The sequence below is a fragment of the Bhargavaea cecembensis genome, assembly GCF_000826125.2.
GTDB classification, from domain to species: Bacteria; Bacillota; Bacilli; order Bacillales_A; family Planococcaceae; genus Bhargavaea; species Bhargavaea cecembensis_B.
On record NZ_LN651373.1, the window covers coordinates 1,061,688 to 1,079,892 of the forward strand.

General features: G+C 58.3%; 18 protein-coding genes, 2 pseudogenes and 1 other annotated feature. All 20 genes and pseudogenes read left to right on the plus strand.

Features of this window, described 5'->3' with window-relative positions:
• Positions 1-21: 21 nt before the first annotated feature.
• Positions 22-1,113: an FtsW/RodA/SpoVE family cell cycle protein gene (locus tag BN1189_RS10745; protein WP_052455816.1), complete on the plus strand. Its 1,092-nt coding sequence runs from the start codon at positions 22-24 to the stop codon at positions 1,111-1,113.
• Positions 1,114-1,136: 23 nt separating this feature from the next.
• Entirely contained in the window at positions 1,137-1,925 is a 789-nt protein-coding gene (locus BN1189_RS10750) for a cell division protein FtsQ/DivIB (RefSeq protein ID WP_257125449.1), read from the plus strand.
• 428 nt (positions 1,926-2,353) lie between these two features.
• Complete coding sequence (gene ftsA / locus BN1189_RS10755; protein ID WP_040227963.1) at positions 2,354-3,634, plus strand: cell division protein FtsA; 1,281 nt, start codon at positions 2,354-2,356, stop codon at positions 3,632-3,634.
• A 35-nt stretch (positions 3,635-3,669) separates the two neighbouring features.
• Entirely contained in the window at positions 3,670-4,857 is a 1,188-nt protein-coding gene (gene ftsZ, locus BN1189_RS10760; protein WP_040227964.1) for a cell division protein FtsZ, read from the plus strand.
• A 145-nt stretch (positions 4,858-5,002) separates the two neighbouring features.
• Positions 5,003-5,836, plus strand: coding sequence for a sigma-E processing peptidase SpoIIGA (locus BN1189_RS10765; RefSeq protein ID WP_040227965.1), 834 nt, complete (start codon positions 5,003-5,005; stop codon positions 5,834-5,836).
• A 4-nt stretch (positions 5,837-5,840) separates the two neighbouring features.
• A pseudogene (locus tag BN1189_RS10770) lies at positions 5,841-6,248 on the plus strand (sigma-70 family RNA polymerase sigma factor); the annotation flags it as partial.
• A 184-nt stretch (positions 6,249-6,432) separates the two neighbouring features.
• Positions 6,433-7,266, plus strand: a complete 834-nt coding sequence (locus BN1189_RS10775) for a sigma-E processing peptidase SpoIIGA (protein ID WP_040227965.1) — start codon at positions 6,433-6,435, stop codon at positions 7,264-7,266.
• 4 nt (positions 7,267-7,270) lie between these two features.
• On the plus strand, positions 7,271-7,978 hold the full coding sequence (gene sigE, locus BN1189_RS10780; protein ID WP_040227966.1) for an RNA polymerase sporulation sigma factor SigE: 708 nt from the start codon (positions 7,271-7,273) through the stop codon (positions 7,976-7,978).
• A 22-nt stretch (positions 7,979-8,000) separates the two neighbouring features.
• On the plus strand, positions 8,001-8,495 hold the full coding sequence (locus BN1189_RS10785; RefSeq protein WP_040227968.1) for a sigma-E processing peptidase SpoIIGA: 495 nt from the start codon (positions 8,001-8,003) through the stop codon (positions 8,493-8,495).
• Between the two features lie 4 nt (positions 8,496-8,499).
• The gene (gene sigE / locus BN1189_RS10790; RefSeq protein WP_040227966.1) at positions 8,500-9,207 is read left to right on the plus strand and encodes an RNA polymerase sporulation sigma factor SigE; all 708 of its coding nucleotides are present in this window, start codon (positions 8,500-8,502) and stop codon (positions 9,205-9,207) included.
• A 91-nt stretch (positions 9,208-9,298) separates the two neighbouring features.
• Complete coding sequence (gene sigG, locus BN1189_RS10795; protein ID WP_040227969.1) at positions 9,299-10,105, plus strand: RNA polymerase sporulation sigma factor SigG; 807 nt, start codon at positions 9,299-9,301, stop codon at positions 10,103-10,105.
• Between the two features lie 63 nt (positions 10,106-10,168).
• Positions 10,169-10,411 (plus strand): PRC-barrel domain-containing protein, encoded by a 243-nt coding sequence (locus BN1189_RS10800; RefSeq protein WP_040228006.1) that lies wholly within the window; start codon positions 10,169-10,171, stop codon positions 10,409-10,411.
• Between the two features lie 70 nt (positions 10,412-10,481).
• Complete coding sequence (locus BN1189_RS10805) at positions 10,482-11,174, plus strand: YggS family pyridoxal phosphate-dependent enzyme (RefSeq protein WP_040227971.1); 693 nt, start codon at positions 10,482-10,484, stop codon at positions 11,172-11,174.
• Positions 11,171-11,665, plus strand: a complete 495-nt coding sequence (locus BN1189_RS10810) for a cell division protein SepF (RefSeq protein WP_040227973.1) — start codon at positions 11,171-11,173, stop codon at positions 11,663-11,665. The genes BN1189_RS10805 and BN1189_RS10810 overlap by 4 nt, the downstream gene beginning before the upstream one ends.
• A gap of 19 nt (positions 11,666-11,684) precedes the next feature.
• Positions 11,685-11,936: a YggT family protein gene (locus BN1189_RS10815; RefSeq protein WP_040227974.1), complete on the plus strand. Its 252-nt coding sequence runs from the start codon at positions 11,685-11,687 to the stop codon at positions 11,934-11,936.
• A 456-nt stretch (positions 11,937-12,392) separates the two neighbouring features.
• Positions 12,393-12,674 (plus strand): annotated as a pseudogene (locus tag BN1189_RS10820) (cell division protein SepF); the annotation flags it as partial.
• Between the two features lie 19 nt (positions 12,675-12,693).
• Complete coding sequence (locus BN1189_RS10825; RefSeq protein ID WP_040227974.1) at positions 12,694-12,945, plus strand: YggT family protein; 252 nt, start codon at positions 12,694-12,696, stop codon at positions 12,943-12,945.
• Positions 12,946-13,263: 318 nt separating this feature from the next.
• Positions 13,264-14,043 (plus strand): YlmH family RNA-binding protein, encoded by a 780-nt coding sequence (locus tag BN1189_RS10830; protein ID WP_040227975.1) that lies wholly within the window; start codon positions 13,264-13,266, stop codon positions 14,041-14,043.
• Between the two features lie 98 nt (positions 14,044-14,141).
• Entirely contained in the window at positions 14,142-14,651 is a 510-nt protein-coding gene (locus tag BN1189_RS10835; RefSeq protein ID WP_040227978.1) for a DivIVA domain-containing protein, read from the plus strand.
• Positions 14,652-14,718: 67 nt separating this feature from the next.
• Positions 14,719-14,936: a binding site (T-box leader), on the plus strand.
• A gap of 92 nt (positions 14,937-15,028) precedes the next feature.
• Positions 15,029-17,791: an isoleucine--tRNA ligase gene (gene ileS / locus BN1189_RS10840; protein WP_040227980.1), complete on the plus strand. Its 2,763-nt coding sequence runs from the start codon at positions 15,029-15,031 to the stop codon at positions 17,789-17,791.
• Positions 17,792-18,205 lie beyond the last annotated feature (414 nt).

Genomic DNA, 18,205 nt, shown 5'->3' on the forward strand with positions numbered 1-18,205 from the left:
TCAGATCAACATCAAGGAAGGATGCATGCACTGGAAAAGAGGCTTGTTGGCATCTTCTTCATATGCGCTGCCGCACTGAGTCTCCTCGGCATCGCATTCGTCCACTCCGCCGGTTCCTACTGGGGGGAGATCCATTACGGTGATTCACTGCCGTTCGCGGTCAAGCAGGGCGTTTATCTGGCCGTGTCGGCCATCGTCGCCGCCTTCATCATGAAAACACGCCGGATCGGGAACAAACGGCTCTGGACCGCCGTCTACATCGCAGCGGTCCTGCTGCTGGCCGCCGTGCTCATTCCGGGCATCGGTGCCGTCAGGAACGGATCGCAGAGCTGGATCGCCCTCGGCCCGTTCAGCCTGCAGCCCGCGGAATTCGCCAAGATCGCGGTCATCGGCAAACTTTCTTCGATGCTGGCGGAGTCCCGTGGCCGGAGGGCATTCAAGGCGGGCCACTTCGTCGTCATCCTGCTTCCCGCCGCGCTCATCATGCTGCAGCCGGACTTCGGGTCGATGATGATCATGGTCGTTGCGGCATTTGCGGTTCTCCTCGTCGGCGGCTATCCGCTGAAGTTCTTCTTCGGACTGGCGGGGGCGGGGGCGCTCGGGATTGCCGGACTGATCGCCGCGGCGCCATACCGGCTCGACCGGATCAAGGCCTATCTGGATCCGTGGAGCGACCCGCTCGGGACCGGTTTCCAGGCGATCCAGTCGCTCCTGGCGACGGGGCCTGCGGGGCTCACCGGCTTCGGATACGGGCAGAGCCGCCAGAAGTATCTGTATCTGCCCGAGCCCCAGAATGACTTCATCTTCGCCGTCATTGCGGAAGAAACAGGGTTCATCGGGGCTGCCGCCGTGATTCTGCTGTTCTTCCTGCTTGCGGCCTCCGCCATCGGACTGGCTGCCCGCCAGCGAGATCCGCTTTCGTTCTACATGATCTCCGGGATGGCCGCCATGCTCGGGTTTCAATCATTCCTTAACATCGGCGTCGTCTCGGGGCTTCTCCCGGTGACCGGCGTCACGCTGCCGTTCATTAGCTACGGCGGTTCATCCCTGCTCGCCGCGTGGATTGCGGCCGCCCTGATCCTCCGGTTCGCCTTGGGAGGGGGGAAAGGCTGAAAGGAGGCCCAGCGTTGGACAAAGTGATCGATATCGAAGAACGGATCCCCTCGCTCAGGGAGAAGAGGAAGAGGAGGACGAACCGGAAATTCATCTTCCTCCTCATCCTGTTCCTCCTGGTGCTCGCCGTGCTGCTGTACTTCCAGTCCCCACTCAGCAAGGTCGATGAAGTCCGGGTGGAAGGGGCCCTGCTGAACAGCAAGGAAGATTATGTACGAGCCTCCGGCATTTCTGTCGGCGACGCCCTTTGGGGATTCCGGCGATTCGAAGCTGCCGGCTCCGTCTCTTCTGTCCAGGGCGTCGAGGAGGCGGCGGTGGAAAGGACAGGCCTCCGGTCGGTCGTCATCAAGGTGAATGAATGGGTCCCCGCCGCGCTCATCGAGCAGGAAGGCCGGTTCCATCCCGTCCTGTCCAACGGCGAGGTGTTCGGGAAGCCTGCCGCAGAACCGGTGCCGGCACCGATCCTCTCCGGCTTCAGTGACGAGAAGACGATGGAAAAGATGGTCGGAGAGCTGGAAGCCCTTCCCGGCGGCATCCGGACCCTGATTTCAGAGATCAAGAGAACGTCGGAAGAAGACCCGGATGCGATTACCGCCTACATGACCGACGGCTATGAAGTGAGGGGGATCATCCCGGGATTCGCGGAAAAGATGGAGTATTATCCGTCGATCGTCTCTCAGCTGACCGATGAGGGGAAAGGCGTCATCGATCTCGAAGTCGGCCTTTATTTCCGGCCGTATGAAGAAGTATACGGCGACGGGGCGGCCCCTGAAACGGAAGGGGAAGAGGACGGCGGAGGGGAGGAAGAGTGACGCTGCGACTGCGGCTTTATGGACAAAGTGTGACCATGTCCGTGGATCGTTCAGTTTCCCGGAAAATCCAAGGGAAAAGGCCATCTCTTCCAACGGGCGGGGAATCCGCCCGCAACCGTACATAAGATGCAGCGGTCCGATCAACGCGGCCTCCTTCCCGGCTTCCCCGCCGCTATGCCGGCCCGCCCGCCCGGGAGACGGGAATCGATTTTTGCCCCCGGCCGCCATTTTTCTGTCCGGTGCGAGGCTGTTCCAAAACATCGCGGCCATCCGGCACCCTATCCGGAAAGATGGGAGGAACGTCCGCCTAAACGTCCCGCTGATGGCAGAAAGTGAAGGAATTTAGGCTTAATTAACGAATATACTTAACATTGAACTGATAATGAAATAGAATGATGTTTAAGAGGATCAGAAGGAGGTGCCATCCGTTGAGTCAAACCGATATGTATGTGTCATTGGACATCGGTTCTTCCTCCGTTAAAGTGCTGATCGGGGAGATGACGGATCGCTCGCTGCACGTAATCGGAGTCGGAAATGTAAAATCGGAAGGCATCAGAAAAGGTGCCATTGTAGATATTGATGCCACTGTCCAGTCAATCAAGAAGGCGGTGGAACAGGCGGAACGGATGATCGGGATGTCGATCCGCGAGGTCGTCCTCGGCATTCCCGCCAACCAGGCCATGCTCCAGCAGGTGAAGGGTGTCGTGGCGGTGAACAGCGAAAACCGTGAAATCACGGATGATGACCTGGACCGGGTCATGCATTCGGCAGAAGTGATGATTCCTGCGGAGCGGGAACTTGTCAACATCATCCCGCAGCAGTTCATCGTCGACGACCTCGACGAGATCAAGGACCCGCGCGGCATGATCGGCGTCCGTCTTGAAATGGACGCAACCCTGGCCACCACTTCAAAGACACTGCTCCACAATATTCTCCGCTGCGTGGAACGGGCGGGCCTCCAGATCCGGGAGATTTATCTTCAGCCTCTCGCTGCCGGCTATTTTGCCCTCAGTGAAGATGAAAAGAGCCACGGAACGGCGTACATAGACATCGGGGGCGGGTCGACGACGATCGCCGTCTTCGGTGACGGCCGCCTCGTTTCCGCCAGTGCCCTCCCGATCGGCGGAGATCATATTACGAAAGACCTGTCGATCATCCTGAAGACGACGACCGGGCAGGCCGAACAGATCAAGCACCAGTATGGCCATGCCTACTACGATGACGCATCCGAGGACGAGCTGTTCGAAGTCCCGGTTGCAGGCGTCGATACGAAAGACCAATACAGCCAGAAGTACATCTCTGAGATCATCGGCGTCCGCCTTGAAGAACTGTTCGAGATGGTGCTGGACGAGCTGTACCAGTCCGGCATCCGGGATCTCCCGGGAGGGGTCGTCCTGACGGGCGGCGTCTCGAAGCTCGAAGGCGTTCCGCAGCTCGCCAGGGAAGTGCTGCAGACCCGCGTGCGGGTGTATGTCCCTGAATTCATCGGAGTCCGCGAACCGGGTTATTCCACGGCCGTCGGGCTCATCCGGTATGCCAAAATGGAAGATGAGTTTTTCGGCAACCGCGGAGAATCGCCGTTCGGTGAAACGATGGAACCCGCAGCGGCGGCCCCCCCTGTCAAAAGGAAAAAAGCCGAACGCGGCCGGGAAGGCCAGGAAAAGGTCGTCGACCGGATGAAGAAAATCTTTGACAAATTCTTCGAATAATCGCGGTCATCCGTATACCCATAGGAGGAGAAAGCATGCTGGAATTTGATACGAACATCGATGCGCTCGCCGTCATCAAGGTCATCGGCGTCGGCGGCGGCGGAAATAATGCGGTAAACAGAATGATCGAGCATGGCGTCCAGGGCGTTGAATTCATCGCCGTCAACACGGACGCCCAGGCCCTTAAGCTGTCCGAAGCTGAAGTGAAGCTCCAGATCGGCGAAAAGCTGACACGCGGCCTCGGTGCCGGCGCCAATCCCGAAGTCGGGAAAAAAGCTGCCGAAGAAAGCAAGGAGCAGATCGAAGAAGCCCTCCGCGGAGCCGACATGGTCTTCGTGACGGCCGGCATGGGCGGCGGGACCGGCACAGGTGCAGCGCCTGTCATCGCCCAAGTGGCGAAAGACCTCGGTGCGCTGACGGTCGGCGTCGTCACACGCCCGTTCACATTCGAGGGGCGCAAGCGCGCGACCCAGGCGATCGGCGGAATCGCGGCGATGAAGGAGTCCGTCGACACCCTCATCGTCATCCCGAACGACCGTCTCCTTGAGATCGTCGACAAGAACACACCGATGCTCGAGGCGTTCCGCGAAGCGGACAATGTCCTCCGTCAGGGGGTGTCGGGCATCTCGGACCTCATCGCCGTTCCGGGACTCATCAACCTCGACTTCGCGGACGTGAAGACGATCATGCAGAACAAAGGCTCGGCTCTAATGGGGATTGGTATCTCATCAGGCGAAAACCGCGCGGCCGAAGCAGCAAAGAAGGCCATTTCGAGCCCGCTTCTCGAAACGTCGATCGACGGCGCGAAAGGTGTCCTCATGAATATCACGGGCGGCTCGAACCTAAGCCTGTTCGAAGTCCAGGAAGCTGCGGACATCGTGGCTTCCGCTTCCGACGAAGAAGTGAACATGATCTTCGGCTCGGTCATCAACGATAACCTGAAAGATGAGATTGTCGTGACGGTCATCGCAACCGGCTTCACCGAAGAGCAGCTCGGGGTCCAGCGGCCGACAAGGGGCGGCTTCGGCTCCTCGCGCCAACAGGCGGCTCCGCAGCCGGAACCCCGCCAGCAGCAACAGGCGCCGGTCCGCAACGAACGTGAGCGCGAGCGCCGCGAAGACCACGGCCAGTTCCGTCAGGAGCCGGCACCGCGCCAGCAACAGCAGCACCAAGAAGACGCACTGGATATCCCGACATTCCTCCGCAATCGCCGGAGAAGATAACTGAACACCCGAACACCCGGAACGCATCACGCGTTCCGGGTGTTTTTTTGTCGGGTCGGGTCGGAAGATTTGCCCAGTTCTTCCGCGGGTTATGACAATTCGCGCCGTCCGGACATGCTAAATTTGGGACAAGGGAGGGGATGCGGTGTACGGGGAAGTCGCCATTGCCGTCAACTCGGCATTCAATTATGTACTCCTTTCATTTGCCGGAAAAGTTTCGAAGCGACCATGCAGAAGACCGAGGATCCTGTTTGCCGCACTTGCGGGTGCGCTGCCCGTCGTCCTGCTCGGCGCGAATCCCGTGATTGTGGCGGGTGCGTTTGCCGTCATGGCACTCGCCGCGTTCGGCGCCAACCGGAACGCCCTCTGGAAAGGGGCGGGTGCGACGATCGTCGCCGCGCTGTTCGCCGGAGGGCTGCTGACGGTGCTTTCACCGGGCGGCCTCGGGATCCCGGGCGCTGTCGCCGCCATGCTGTCTTGCGGAATGGCCATGGGCGGGCTCCGGCTTCTTGAGCGCCGCTGGAGCGGTGCGGAAGAGGATGCCGTCTCGGCTTCCTTCCGGGCGGACACGGTCCTCCATCTGTTTGGCTCGGCCGTCCCGCTCACCACATTCGCGGACTCGGGCAACGGATGCACGGAGCCGCTTTCCGGGGAACCGGTCCATTTCATTTCTCTTCGGGCGGTCCGGAACCATCTGCCGGACGGGCTCATGACAGCGCTTGCAAGCCAGAAGCCGGGGGACATGCCGGATCTCCGGCGCATCCCCGAAGAGTACCGCCGCCGGCTGCGGCCCGTCCGGATCACGACGGTCGGCGGTTCCGAATGGGCCGTCGGCTTCAAGATCGGGAAGTGGGATTTTACGGAAGACGGAGGGGAGATCCGGGGCTATTTCGTCCTGACGGCGGGGGATGCGGAGTATCCGCTCGGCGCGGATGCCATTCTCCACCGGACGTCCATTAAAAAACACGAAAGGGGATAGGCAAATGCTGAACGGCTTGAAAAAGTGGCTTGCAGTGCTCCTGGATTCTTTGAAGAAAGACGGAACATACTATATCGGAGGCCATGAATCCCTCCCGGTCCCGCTCACGAAGGAAGAGGAAGCGGAGACACTCCGGCTGTTCATGGAAGGCGACCGGGCGGCGCGCGACCGGCTGATCGAAAAGAATCTCCGGCTCGTCGTCTACATCGCCCGCCGCTTCGAGAACACGAACACCCACATCGAAGATCTGATCAGCATCGGGGCGATCGGCCTCATTAAGGCGATCGAGACATTCGATCCGGAAAAGAAGATCAAGCTCGCCACGTACGCCTCCCGGTGCATTGAAAATGAAATTCTCATGCATCTCAGGAAAACGAGCCGGATGAAATCAGAAGTCTCGTTCGATGAACCGCNTATCCCGACATTCCTCCGCAATCGCCGGAGAAGATAACTGAACACCCGAACACCCGGAACGCATCACGCGTTCCGGGTGTTTTTTTGTCGGGTCGGGTCGGAAGATTTGCCCAGTTCTTCCGCGGGTTATGACAATTCGCGCCGTCCGGACATGCTAAATTTGGGACAAGGGAGGGGATGCGGTGTACGGGGAAGTCGCCATTGCCGTCAACTCGGCATTCAATTATGTACTCCTTTCATTTGCCGGAAAAGTTTCGAAGCGACCATGCAGAAGACCGAGGATCCTGTTTGCCGCACTTGCGGGTGCGCTGCCCGTCGTCCTGCTCGGCGCGAATCCCGTGATTGTGGCGGGTGCGTTTGCCGTCATGGCACTCGCCGCGTTCGGCGCCAACCGGAACGCCCTCTGGAAAGGGGCGGGTGCGACGATCGTCGCCGCGCTGTTCGCCGGAGGGCTGCTGACGGTGCTTTCACCGGGCGGCCTCGGGATCCCGGGCGCTGTCGCCGCCATGCTGTCTTGCGGAATGGCCATGGGCGGGCTCCGGCTTCTTGAGCGCCGCTGGAGCGGTGCGGAAGAGGATGCCGTCTCGGCTTCCTTCCGGGCGGACACGGTCCTCCATCTGTTTGGCTCGGCCGTCCCGCTCACCACATTCGCGGACTCGGGCAACGGATGCACGGAGCCGCTTTCCGGGGAACCGGTCCATTTCATTTCTCTTCGGGCGGTCCGGAACCATCTGCCGGACGGGCTCATGACAGCGCTTGCAAGCCAGAAGCCGGGGGACATGCCGGATCTCCGGCGCATCCCCGAAGAGTACCGCCGCCGGCTGCGGCCCGTCCGGATCACGACGGTCGGCGGTTCCGAATGGGCCGTCGGCTTCAAGATCGGGAAGTGGGATTTTACGGAAGACGGAGGGGAGATCCGGGGCTATTTCGTCCTGACGGCGGGGGATGCGGAGTATCCGCTCGGCGCGGATGCCATTCTCCACCGGACGTCCATTAAAAAACACGAAAGGGGATAGGCAAATGCTGAACGGCTTGAAAAAGTGGCTTGCAGTGCTCCTGGATTCTTTGAAGAAAGACGGAACATACTATATCGGAGGCCATGAATCCCTCCCGGTCCCGCTCACGAAGGAAGAGGAAGCGGAGACACTCCGGCTGTTCATGGAAGGCGACCGGGCGGCGCGCGACCGGCTGATCGAAAAGAATCTCCGGCTCGTCGTCTACATCGCCCGCCGCTTCGAGAACACGAACACCCACATCGAAGATCTGATCAGCATCGGGGCGATCGGCCTCATTAAGGCGATCGAGACATTCGATCCGGAAAAGAAGATCAAGCTCGCCACGTACGCCTCCCGGTGCATTGAAAATGAAATTCTCATGCATCTCAGGAAAACGAGCCGGATGAAATCAGAAGTCTCGTTCGATGAACCGCTCAATTCGGATGCGGACGGCAATGAACTCCTGCTTTCCGATATTCTCGGCACGGATGAAGATATTATTACCGGGGATGTTGAAAAGAAGATCGAGCGCCAGCACGTTGTCGAAGCGATTTCAAGACTCGATGAGCGCGAACGGTACATCATGGAATGCCGGTTTGCCTTGTCCGGGCAGGAAGAGATGACCCAGAAGGAAGTGGCCGATCAGCTCGGCATTTCCCAGTCTTATATTTCACGGCTTGAAAAGAAAATCATCAATGACTTGAGAGGGCTGCTCAACCATCCGGTGACGTGATGGCTGAAATTGGCGGGCCCNAATGGCCATGGGCGGGCTCCGGCTTCTTGAGCGCCGCTGGAGCGGTGCGGAAGAGGATGCCGTCTCGGCTTCCTTCCGGGCGGACACGGTCCTCCATCTGTTTGGCTCGGCCGTCCCGCTCACCACATTCGCGGACTCGGGCAACGGATGCACGGAGCCGCTTTCCGGGGAACCGGTCCATTTCATTTCTCTTCGGGCGGTCCGGAACCATCTGCCGGACGGGCTCATGACAGCGCTTGCAAGCCAGAAGCCGGGGGACATGCCGGATCTCCGGCGCATCCCCGAAGAGTACCGCCGCCGGCTGCGGCCCGTCCGGATCACGACGGTCGGCGGTTCCGAATGGGCCGTCGGCTTCAAGATCGGGAAGTGGGATTTTACGGAAGACGGAGGGGAGATCCGGGGCTATTTCGTCCTGACGGCGGGGGATGCGGAGTATCCGCTCGGCGCGGATGCCATTCTCCACCGGACGTCCATTAAAAAACACGAAAGGGGATAGGCAAATGCTGAACGGCTTGAAAAAGTGGCTTGCAGTGCTCCTGGATTCTTTGAAGAAAGACGGAACATACTATATCGGAGGCCATGAATCCCTCCCGGTCCCGCTCACGAAGGAAGAGGAAGCGGAGACACTCCGGCTGTTCATGGAAGGCGACCGGGCGGCGCGCGACCGGCTGATCGAAAAGAATCTCCGGCTCGTCGTCTACATCGCCCGCCGCTTCGAGAACACGAACACCCACATCGAAGATCTGATCAGCATCGGGGCGATCGGCCTCATTAAGGCGATCGAGACATTCGATCCGGAAAAGAAGATCAAGCTCGCCACGTACGCCTCCCGGTGCATTGAAAATGAAATTCTCATGCATCTCAGGAAAACGAGCCGGATGAAATCAGAAGTCTCGTTCGATGAACCGCTCAATTCGGATGCGGACGGCAATGAACTCCTGCTTTCCGATATTCTCGGCACGGATGAAGATATTATTACCGGGGATGTTGAAAAGAAGATCGAGCGCCAGCACGTTGTCGAAGCGATTTCAAGACTCGATGAGCGCGAACGGTACATCATGGAATGCCGGTTTGCCTTGTCCGGGCAGGAAGAGATGACCCAGAAGGAAGTGGCCGATCAGCTCGGCATTTCCCAGTCTTATATTTCACGGCTTGAAAAGAAAATCATCAATGACTTGAGAGGGCTGCTCAACCATCCGGTGACGTGATGGCTGAAATTGGCGGGCCCGCTCCAGAATAGGACCATCCTCCGGGGACAGACTGTATGGAAACAGAGAAAAGTCCGGAGGATGATGAGAGATGTCCAACACGAAAGTGGAGATTTGCGGAATCGATACGTCCACACTTCCGCTGCTGACCCATGAACACATGAGAGAAACATTCGTCCGCCTCCAGTCCGGGGATCTGTCTGCGAAAGAGGAACTGGTCATCGGGAATCTGCGTCTTGTCCTGAGCATCGTCCAGCGGTTCGCCTACCGCGGCGAGCAGGCGGACGACCTGTTCCAGGTCGGCTGCATCGGCTTGCTCAAATCGATCGATAACTTCGACCTCAAGCACAATGTGCGCTTTTCGACTTATGCGGTGCCGATGATCATCGGCGAAATCCGGAGGCACCTGCGGGATCACCATGCGGTGCGCGTGTCCCGTTCGCTGCGGGACATCGCCTACAAAGCGATGAAGGCAAAGGAACAGTTTGTCCATGAAAACCTGAAGGAACCGACACTCGAGGATCTTGCCAGGATGACCGATATCCCGTCCGAAGACATCCTGTTCGCGCTGGATGCCATCCAGGATCCGCTGTCGCTTCATGAACCGATCCACCACGACGGAGGAGATCCGGTGTGCATGATGGACCAGCTGCAGGACACGCTCGTGACCGAGGAGCGATGGCTGTCCTACGTGTCGATCAAGGAAACCGTCCAGAAGCTGGACACCCGCCAGCAGAAAATCCTTTCCCGCAGATATTACTACGGTGAGACCCAGACGGAAATCGCCAAGGATCTCGGCATTTCACAGGCCCAGATCTCCAGGCTGGAGAAGCATGCGATCACCCTTATCCGGGAGACGCTCGGAACAGGGGAAACAGTGAAAAAGAGAATGACTTGAGCGCAGGGATCCCCTGCGTTTTTTTGTTTTTCCGGGCATAAGATGGACGAAGGGGGAATGACGTTGAAATTTTCCGATCTGCAGAAAAAGGAATTCATCGAGGCGGGCAAGGGACGCCAGCTCGGCTACGCGGTGGATGCCACCATTTCGACCGAAGACGGGACGATCGAGCTCTTTCATGTCGGCGGCATGGAAAAGCTCAAGTTTTTCGGAAGCGGGGAAACTCCTGTGAAAATTCCGGTGAACCGGATTCTCGTCATCGGCAAAGACGTCGTCCTGATCGATGATGCCGCCCCGAAAGATTGAATCTTAATTGAAATACAGGCGGGGCCTTGATACAATGGGTGGAGTAACATAGAGAAAAGTGGGAATCAAATTGTCTACTGTAGAAGAACGGCTGAAGCATATAAAAGAATCGATTCAACTTGCCTGCGGGCGATCGGACCGAAATCCGGAAGAGGTCACCATCATCGCCGTCACGAAGTCCGTCGGCACGAAACGTGCGGAGGAAGTGCTCGCCGCCGGCATCCCGGACCTCGGCGAGAACCGAAAGGAAGGGCTCGATGAAAAACAGCCCGCGATCGGCGATGCCGCCCGCTGGCATTTTATCGGCAACCTCCAGAGCCGCCGGGTGAAAGACATAGTCAACCGGGTTGACATGATCCACTCGCTCGACAGGGGCAGCCTGGCCAGGGAGATCCAGAAACGCGCAGATCACCCGGTCGACTGCTTCGTCCAGGTGAACGTTTCGGGGGAAGATTCGAAAGCGGGCGTCATTCCGGAAGAGACGGAGCCTTTCGTCCGGTCTCTTGCCGACCACGATAAAATCCGGGTCGTCGGCCTCATGACCATGGCTCCGAACACGAATGACGAAGAGGTGATCCGGCGGACGTTCCGCGGCCTGCGTGAACTGCGGGACCGGATTTCGGCCCTGGACCTTCCGCACGCGCCTTGCACGGAACTTTCAATGGGAATGTCAAACGACTTCGGCATCGCGGTGGAAGAGGGGGCGACGCACGTCCGCATCGGCACAGCGATCGTCGGCTACGAAAGCGGGGAGAGACCATGAGCTTCAAGGACAAGTTCAAGAATTTCTTTTACCTCGAAGAAGACGAAGAAATGAATGCGGAACCCCGGCAGGCCCGGGAAGGACGCCCGGTGCGCCCGGTCGAGCAGAAGCGCCCGGCACAGGAGCAGGAATGGCGCCAGAAGGACCGCCGCCAGCCTGCGGAGCGTCGTCAGCCGGACAGCGGTTCCGGTCCGGCGGTCGTCAGCCTGCAGAGCATCAAAAAATCCTCGAAGATGATTCTCGCGGAACCCCGTGTGTACGCCGAGGCGCAGGATGTGGCCGAACATCTGAAAAACCGCCGGACGGTCGTCGTCAACCTCCAGCGGATCGATCACGGCCAGGGCGTGCGCATCATCGACTTCCTGAGCGGGACGGTCTATGCGCTCGGCGGCGACATCCAGCGGATCGGAACGGATATTTTCCTTTGCGTCCCGGACAATGTCGAGCTCTCCGGAGAGATCTCCGACTATCTGTATAATGAATTCGAATGATGGGATGCGATGAAACGCTATGATAGGCTTGCTGCTTAATGTGATTCAAATCTACTCGGTTCTGCTCATCATCTATGTGCTGATGTCCTGGGTGCCGAGCACGAGGGAAACATCGATCGGGCGGATTCTGGCCAGCATCTGTGAACCGTACCTCGGATTTTTCCGCCGGTTCATTCCGCCGATCGGCATGATCGACATCTCGCCGATTGTGGCGCTGATCGCCCTGAACCTGATTGCCAAGGGCCTGATCAACGTGTTTTACATGTTTTGAGGACCCTCCCCACGTTTCGTGGGGATTTTTTGCTATTATGGGGTTGGGTGTCGTTCTTTATTCGAAGTGAGGGATGGCAGGGAGTGGAGTTCGGGTACTGAATAGAGGGCTAATTAACGTTTCGCGTTGGCTAATTAACGTCTCAGCTCAGGTAATTAACGTCTCACCCTAGATAATTAACGTTTCAGTGGAGATACACAACGTTTTGGCGAAGATACACAACGTTTCGGCGGAGATACACAACGTTTCTCCCTAGATCCACAACGTTTCGCCTTATATGAGGCAAGATCTGCTTACAAATGATGGAGGAATCAGGCCATGGACAAGGGGATTGAACAGCATTTCAGGAAGGATGAGCAGCCGTTCCTCGATGCGGCAGCGGGCTGGGTGGCGGAAGTGGAAGACCGGTATGCGCCGAAGCTGACGGGCTTTCTGGATCCGCGCCAGCGATTCANGCAGAGCATCAAAAAATCCTCGAAGATGATTCTCGCGGAACCCCGTGTGTACGCCGAGGCGCAGGATGTGGCCGAACATCTGAAAAACCGCCGGACGGTCGTCGTCAACCTCCAGCGGATCGATCACGGCCAGGGCGTGCGCATCATCGACTTCCTGAGCGGGACGGTCTATGCGCTCGGCGGCGACATCCAGCGGATCGGAACGGATATTTTCCTTTGCGTCCCGGACAATGTCGAGCTCTCCGGAGAGATCTCCGACTATCTGTATAATGAATTCGAATGATGGGATGCGATGAAACGCTATGATAGGCTTGCTGCTTAATGTGATTCAAATCTACTCGGTTCTGCTCATCATCTATGTGCTGATGTCCTGGGTGCCGAGCACGAGGGAAACATCGATCGGGCGGATTCTGGCCAGCATCTGTGAACCGTACCTCGGATTTTTCCGCCGGTTCATTCCGCCGATCGGCATGATCGACATCTCGCCGATTGTGGCGCTGATCGCCCTGAACCTGATTGCCAAGGGCCTGATCAACGTGTTTTACATGTTTTGAGGACCCTCCCCACGTTTCGTGGGGATTTTTTGCTATTATGGGGTTGGGTGTCGTTCTTTATTCGAAGTGAGGGATGGCAGGGAGTGGAGTTCGGGTACTGAATAGAGGGCTAATTAACGTTTCGCGTTGGCTAATTAACGTCTCAGCTCAGGTAATTAACGTCTCACCCTAGATAATTAACGTTTCAGTGGAGATACACAACGTTTTGGCGAAGATACACAACGTTTCGGCGGAGATACACAACGTTTCTCCCTAGATCCACAACGTTTCGCCTTATATGAGGCAAGATCTGCTTACAAATGATGGAGGAATCAGGCCATGGACAAGGGGATTGAACAGCATTTCAGGAAGGATGAGCAGCCGTTCCTCGATGCGGCAGCGGGCTGGGTGGCGGAAGTGGAAGACCGGTATGCGCCGAAGCTGACGGGCTTTCTGGATCCGCGCCAGCGATTCATCGTTCGGGCGATTGCCGGCGGACGCGATCTGATCATTGAAGAAGACGGCGGACTGCCGGAAGCGGAGCGGTGCCGCCTGCTGATCGCGCCTTCTTATTATGAACGGACCGAGGAGGATTTTGAAATCGCCGTGATGGCCATCCGCTATCCGGCCAAGTTCGTCGAGATCGGCCATCGCGATGTGCTCGGTTCGCTGACGGGGCTCGGCATCGACCGCTCCCGGTTTGGTGATATCCGGGTCGGGGACGGGACGGTCCAGTTTGCGGCGGATGCCGGGCTGCATGACTATCTCATCGCTAATTTCACGGCGGTCGGCAAGTCGAAGGTGACCGTTTCCGAACTGAAGGATCCCGAGCTCTTCCTGCAGAACACGGAAAAATGGGAAGAGCAGATCGTGACGGCCGCCTCGCTCCGGCTTGATGCGGTGCTCGCCGCCGTGCTCAACATATCCAGACAGAAATCCGCCGCGCTCATCAGCTCAAAAAAAGTGAAGGTGAACCATGTCCTCAGGGAATCCGCCTCATTTGAACTGTCCGACGCCGACCTGCTGTCCGTCCGCGGCCACGGCCGGATCCGGATCGGCGAGATCGAGGGCACGACGAGGAAAGGGCGCATCCGCCTTGAAATCGGCCGGCTCGTCTGAACAGCCGGACCGGAATTTTCGAAATAACCGTGTCACGGGAGCCGGCGGCATGTATAATAGGCACTAATAGAGAATTGTAAAAGGGGAGATGCAGCGCAATGGCTCTGACACCGCTTGACATACATAACAAAGAGTTCGGCCGTTCATTCCGCGGGTACGACGAGGATGAGGTGAACGATTTCCTCGAGCAGGTGATGAAGGACTACGAAGCGGCCCTGGATAAGGGCAAGAAGCTCGAGGCGCAGCTGTCGTCCGAGAAGGAGCGCGTGACTCATTTCACGACAATCGAGAACACGCTACAGTCCTCGATCCTCATCGCCCAGGAAGCGGCCGAGGAAGTTCGCCGGAATTCGCAGAAGGAAGCGAAGCTCATCGTGAAGGAAGCAGAGAAGAACGCCGACCGGATCGTGAATGACGCCCTGTCCAAGGCGCGGCGGATCGCCATCGAGATCGAAGAGCTGAAAAAGCAGTCCAAAGTATTCCGCAACCGTTTCCGGATGCTCGTCGAGGCGCAGCTTGAACTCATCCAGACGGACGACTGGGATTATCTGATGGGACATGAAGTCGATACGTCCGAGCTCGAAAAGTTCGAGCAGGAAGAACAGTGACCGGTCCTTGACCGCGAGCCGCGTATTCATTATAATAACGGCAAGCGAAATGGAATTGACTTTTTGAAAAATGGCGATGACGGAGACAGTAGGATCGGCGGATGCCAAAGCGAACCGGGGGAGGTGAGAGCCCGGTGCGGATGCCGTTCATGAACATCCCTCCGGAGCCGGAATGCGGAACCGAGTACGCATTCCCGGTGCACCCCGTTACGGTGTCCGAGAGGCGGCATGCATCAGCATGGCGCAATGAGGGTGGTAACGCGGGCTAGGCTCCCCGTCCCTTTGTGGACGGGGGCCTTTTTCTATTTTCTTGGATGAATCAACAGATGCACGGCCCCTTTTCAATGCGGGCCTTTCATTTCAGAGGAGGAAACATGATGGATTACAAGAGCACGCTGCTCATGCCGAAAACAGAGTTCCCGATGCGCGGAAACCTGCCGAAGAACGAACCGAAAATGCAGGAGAAATGGAATGAGATGGACATCTACGGCAAAGTCCAGGAACGGACGAAGGGCCGCCCGTTCTTCATTCTCCATGACGGGCCTCCTTATGCGAACGGCGATCTGCACATGGGCCACGCGCTGAACAAGGTGCTGAAGGACATCATCGTGCGGCACCGCTCCATGACGGGCTACCACGCGCCGTATGTGCCGGGCTGGGATACGCATGGCCTTCCGATCGAGCAGGCGCTCGTCAACAAAGGCGTCAAGCGCAAAGAACTGTCGGTTGCGGAGTTCCGGAAGCTGTGCGAAGAGTATGCCTACGAGCAGATCGACCGCCAGCGCAGCCAGTTCAAGCGCATCGGGGTCCGCGGTGACTGGGATAATCCGTACATCACGCTGAAGCCGGCGTTCGAAGCCCGCCAGATCGGCGTGTTCGGGGACATGGCGAAAAAAGGCTATATCTACAAAGGGAAGAAACCGGTCTACTGGTCCCCGTCGAGCGAATCCGCGCTCGCGGAAGCCGAGATCGAATACAAGGATAAGCGCTCCCCGTCCATCTATGTGGCGTTCCCCGTCAAGGACGGAAAAGACGTGCTGGACAACGGGACGAAATTCGTCATCTGGACGACCACTCCATGGACGATTCCGGCGAACCTCGGCATCTCGGTCCATCCAGAATTCATCTACTCTGTCGTGAAGGCCGGCAACGAGACGTATGTCGTCGCAAAAGATCTCGTGGAGCAGGTTGCCGGCAAGATCGGCTGGACGGATTACGAGACGGTCCGCGAACTGAAAGGCGCAGAGCTTGAGCACATCGTTGCAGCACATCCGATCTACGGCCGCGACTCGCTCGTCATTCTCGGCGACCACGTTACGATCGATGCCGGTACCGGCTGTGTCCACACGGCGCCGGGCCACGGGGAAGACGACTTCCGGGTCGGCAAGGCGAACGGCCTGGACGTCCTCTGCCCGGTCGACGACAAAGGATATATGACCGAGGAGGCACCGGGCTTTGCAGGGCTCTTCTACGACGAGGCGAACAAGCCGATCACCGAGAAGCTCGATGAAGAAGGCGCGCTGCTGGCGCTTGAATTCATCACCCACTCGTATCCGCACGACTGGCGCTCGAAGAAACCGGTCATCTTCCGCGCAACGGCCCAGTGGTTCGCATCGATCGAATCGTTCCGCGACGATCTGCTGAAGGCGATCCGCGAGACGACATTCACGCCGTCCTGGGGAGAAACGCGGCTGTTCAACATGGTCCGGGACCGCGGCGACTGGTGCATCTCCCGCCAGCGCGCATGGGGCGTCCCGATTCCGGTGTTCTATGCAGAAAACGGGGAGCCGGTCATCACCGACGAAACGATCTCCCATATCCAGGAACTGTTCCGGGAGCACGGCTCGAACATCTGGTTCGAGCGCGAGGCGAAGGATCTGCTGCCTGAAGGCTTTTCCCATCCGGGCAGCCCGAACGGCAAGTTCACGAAGGAGACCGACATCATGGACGTCTGGTTCGACTCCGGCTCCACCCATCAGGGGGTTCTCGTGGAACGCAACGATCTCGTTTATCCGGCCGACCTGTATCTTGAAGGATCCGACCAGTACCGCGGCTGGTTCAACTCGTCCCTCACGACGAGTGTGGCCGTCTGCGGTCGCGCACCGTACAAGAGCATCCTGAGCCACGGCTTCACGCTCGACGGGGAAGGGCGCAAGATGAGCAAGTCGCTCGGCAACGTCATCGTGCCGGCGAAAGTGATGGACCAGATGGGCGCCGACATCCTGCGCCTCTGGGTGTCGTCCGCCGACTATACGGCCGACGTCCACGTGGCCGACAGCATCTTCAAGCAAGTGTCCGAAGTGTACCGGAAGATCCGCAATACGCTCCGCTTCCTGCACGGGAACCTGTTCGACTTCGATCCTGCGAAGGACCGTGTGGCGTTTGAAGATTTGCGTCCGGTCGACCAGTTCATGGACCTCAAGCTCCAGAAACTGATCGGGACGGTGCGCGGCGCCTACGACCGGTACGAGTTCATGACCGTCTACAGTGCCGTCAACAACTTCTGCACGGCGGACCTCAGCTCGTTCTATCTCGACATCGCCAAAGACGTCGTGTACATCGAAGCGCCAAATCATCCGCACCGACGCGCGATGCAGACGGTCATGTACGACACGCTCCTCGCGCTCCTGAAGCTCATGTCGCCGATCCTGCCGCACACGACCGATGAAATGTGGGGCTATCTCGAACATGAACAGGAAGAAAGCGTCCAGCTCACCGACATGCCGGATGCCCGCACTGCGACGGAAGAAGACGAGGCGCTCCTCGCACGCTTCGGCCGTCTCATGGAAGTCCGCGACGATGTGCTGAAGGCGCTCGAAGAAGCACGGAACGAAAAGACGATCGGAAAGTCGCTTGAAGCCGCCATCACGCTGTATGTGCCGGAAGACCTGAAGGCACAGTTTGCGGCGAACGACATCGACTTCGCCCAATTCTTCATCGTCTCGAAATTCACTGTCGGCGGCAACCTCGAACATTCGCCGGCTGAGGCAACGGGCTCCGTTGTCCGCGTCACCGTCGAAAAAGCCGACGGCGAAAAATGCGCCCGCTGCTGGTCCGTCCCCGGCACAGTCGGAGAAGACCCGAACCATCCGGAACTCTGCGCCCGTTGCGCCGAAGTCGTCACCAATCATTACGAATAAACCTGAAAAGCCGTCCCGTCGAAGGGGCGGCTTTTCGTTTTTTGTCTGGGCCCGCCGGTGGAAAAATAAACCTGGACGACCCGCGGCCGAATCCGGACGACTCGGGTCGAAAAGCGGACGACTCGAGGCCGAAAGCGGACGACTCACCGATGGAAAAATAAACCTGGACGACTCGCGGCCAGATGCGGACGACTCGGGTCGAAAAGCGGACGACTCGAGGCCGAATCCGGACGACTCACCAATGGAAAAATAAACCTGGACGACTCACGGCCAGATGCGGACGGCTCGGACCGAAAAGCGGACGACTCGAGGCCGAAAGCGGACGACTCACCAATGGAAAAATAAACCTGGACGACTCGCGGCCAGATGCGGACGACTCGGACCGAAATGCGGACGACTCGAGGGCGAATGCGG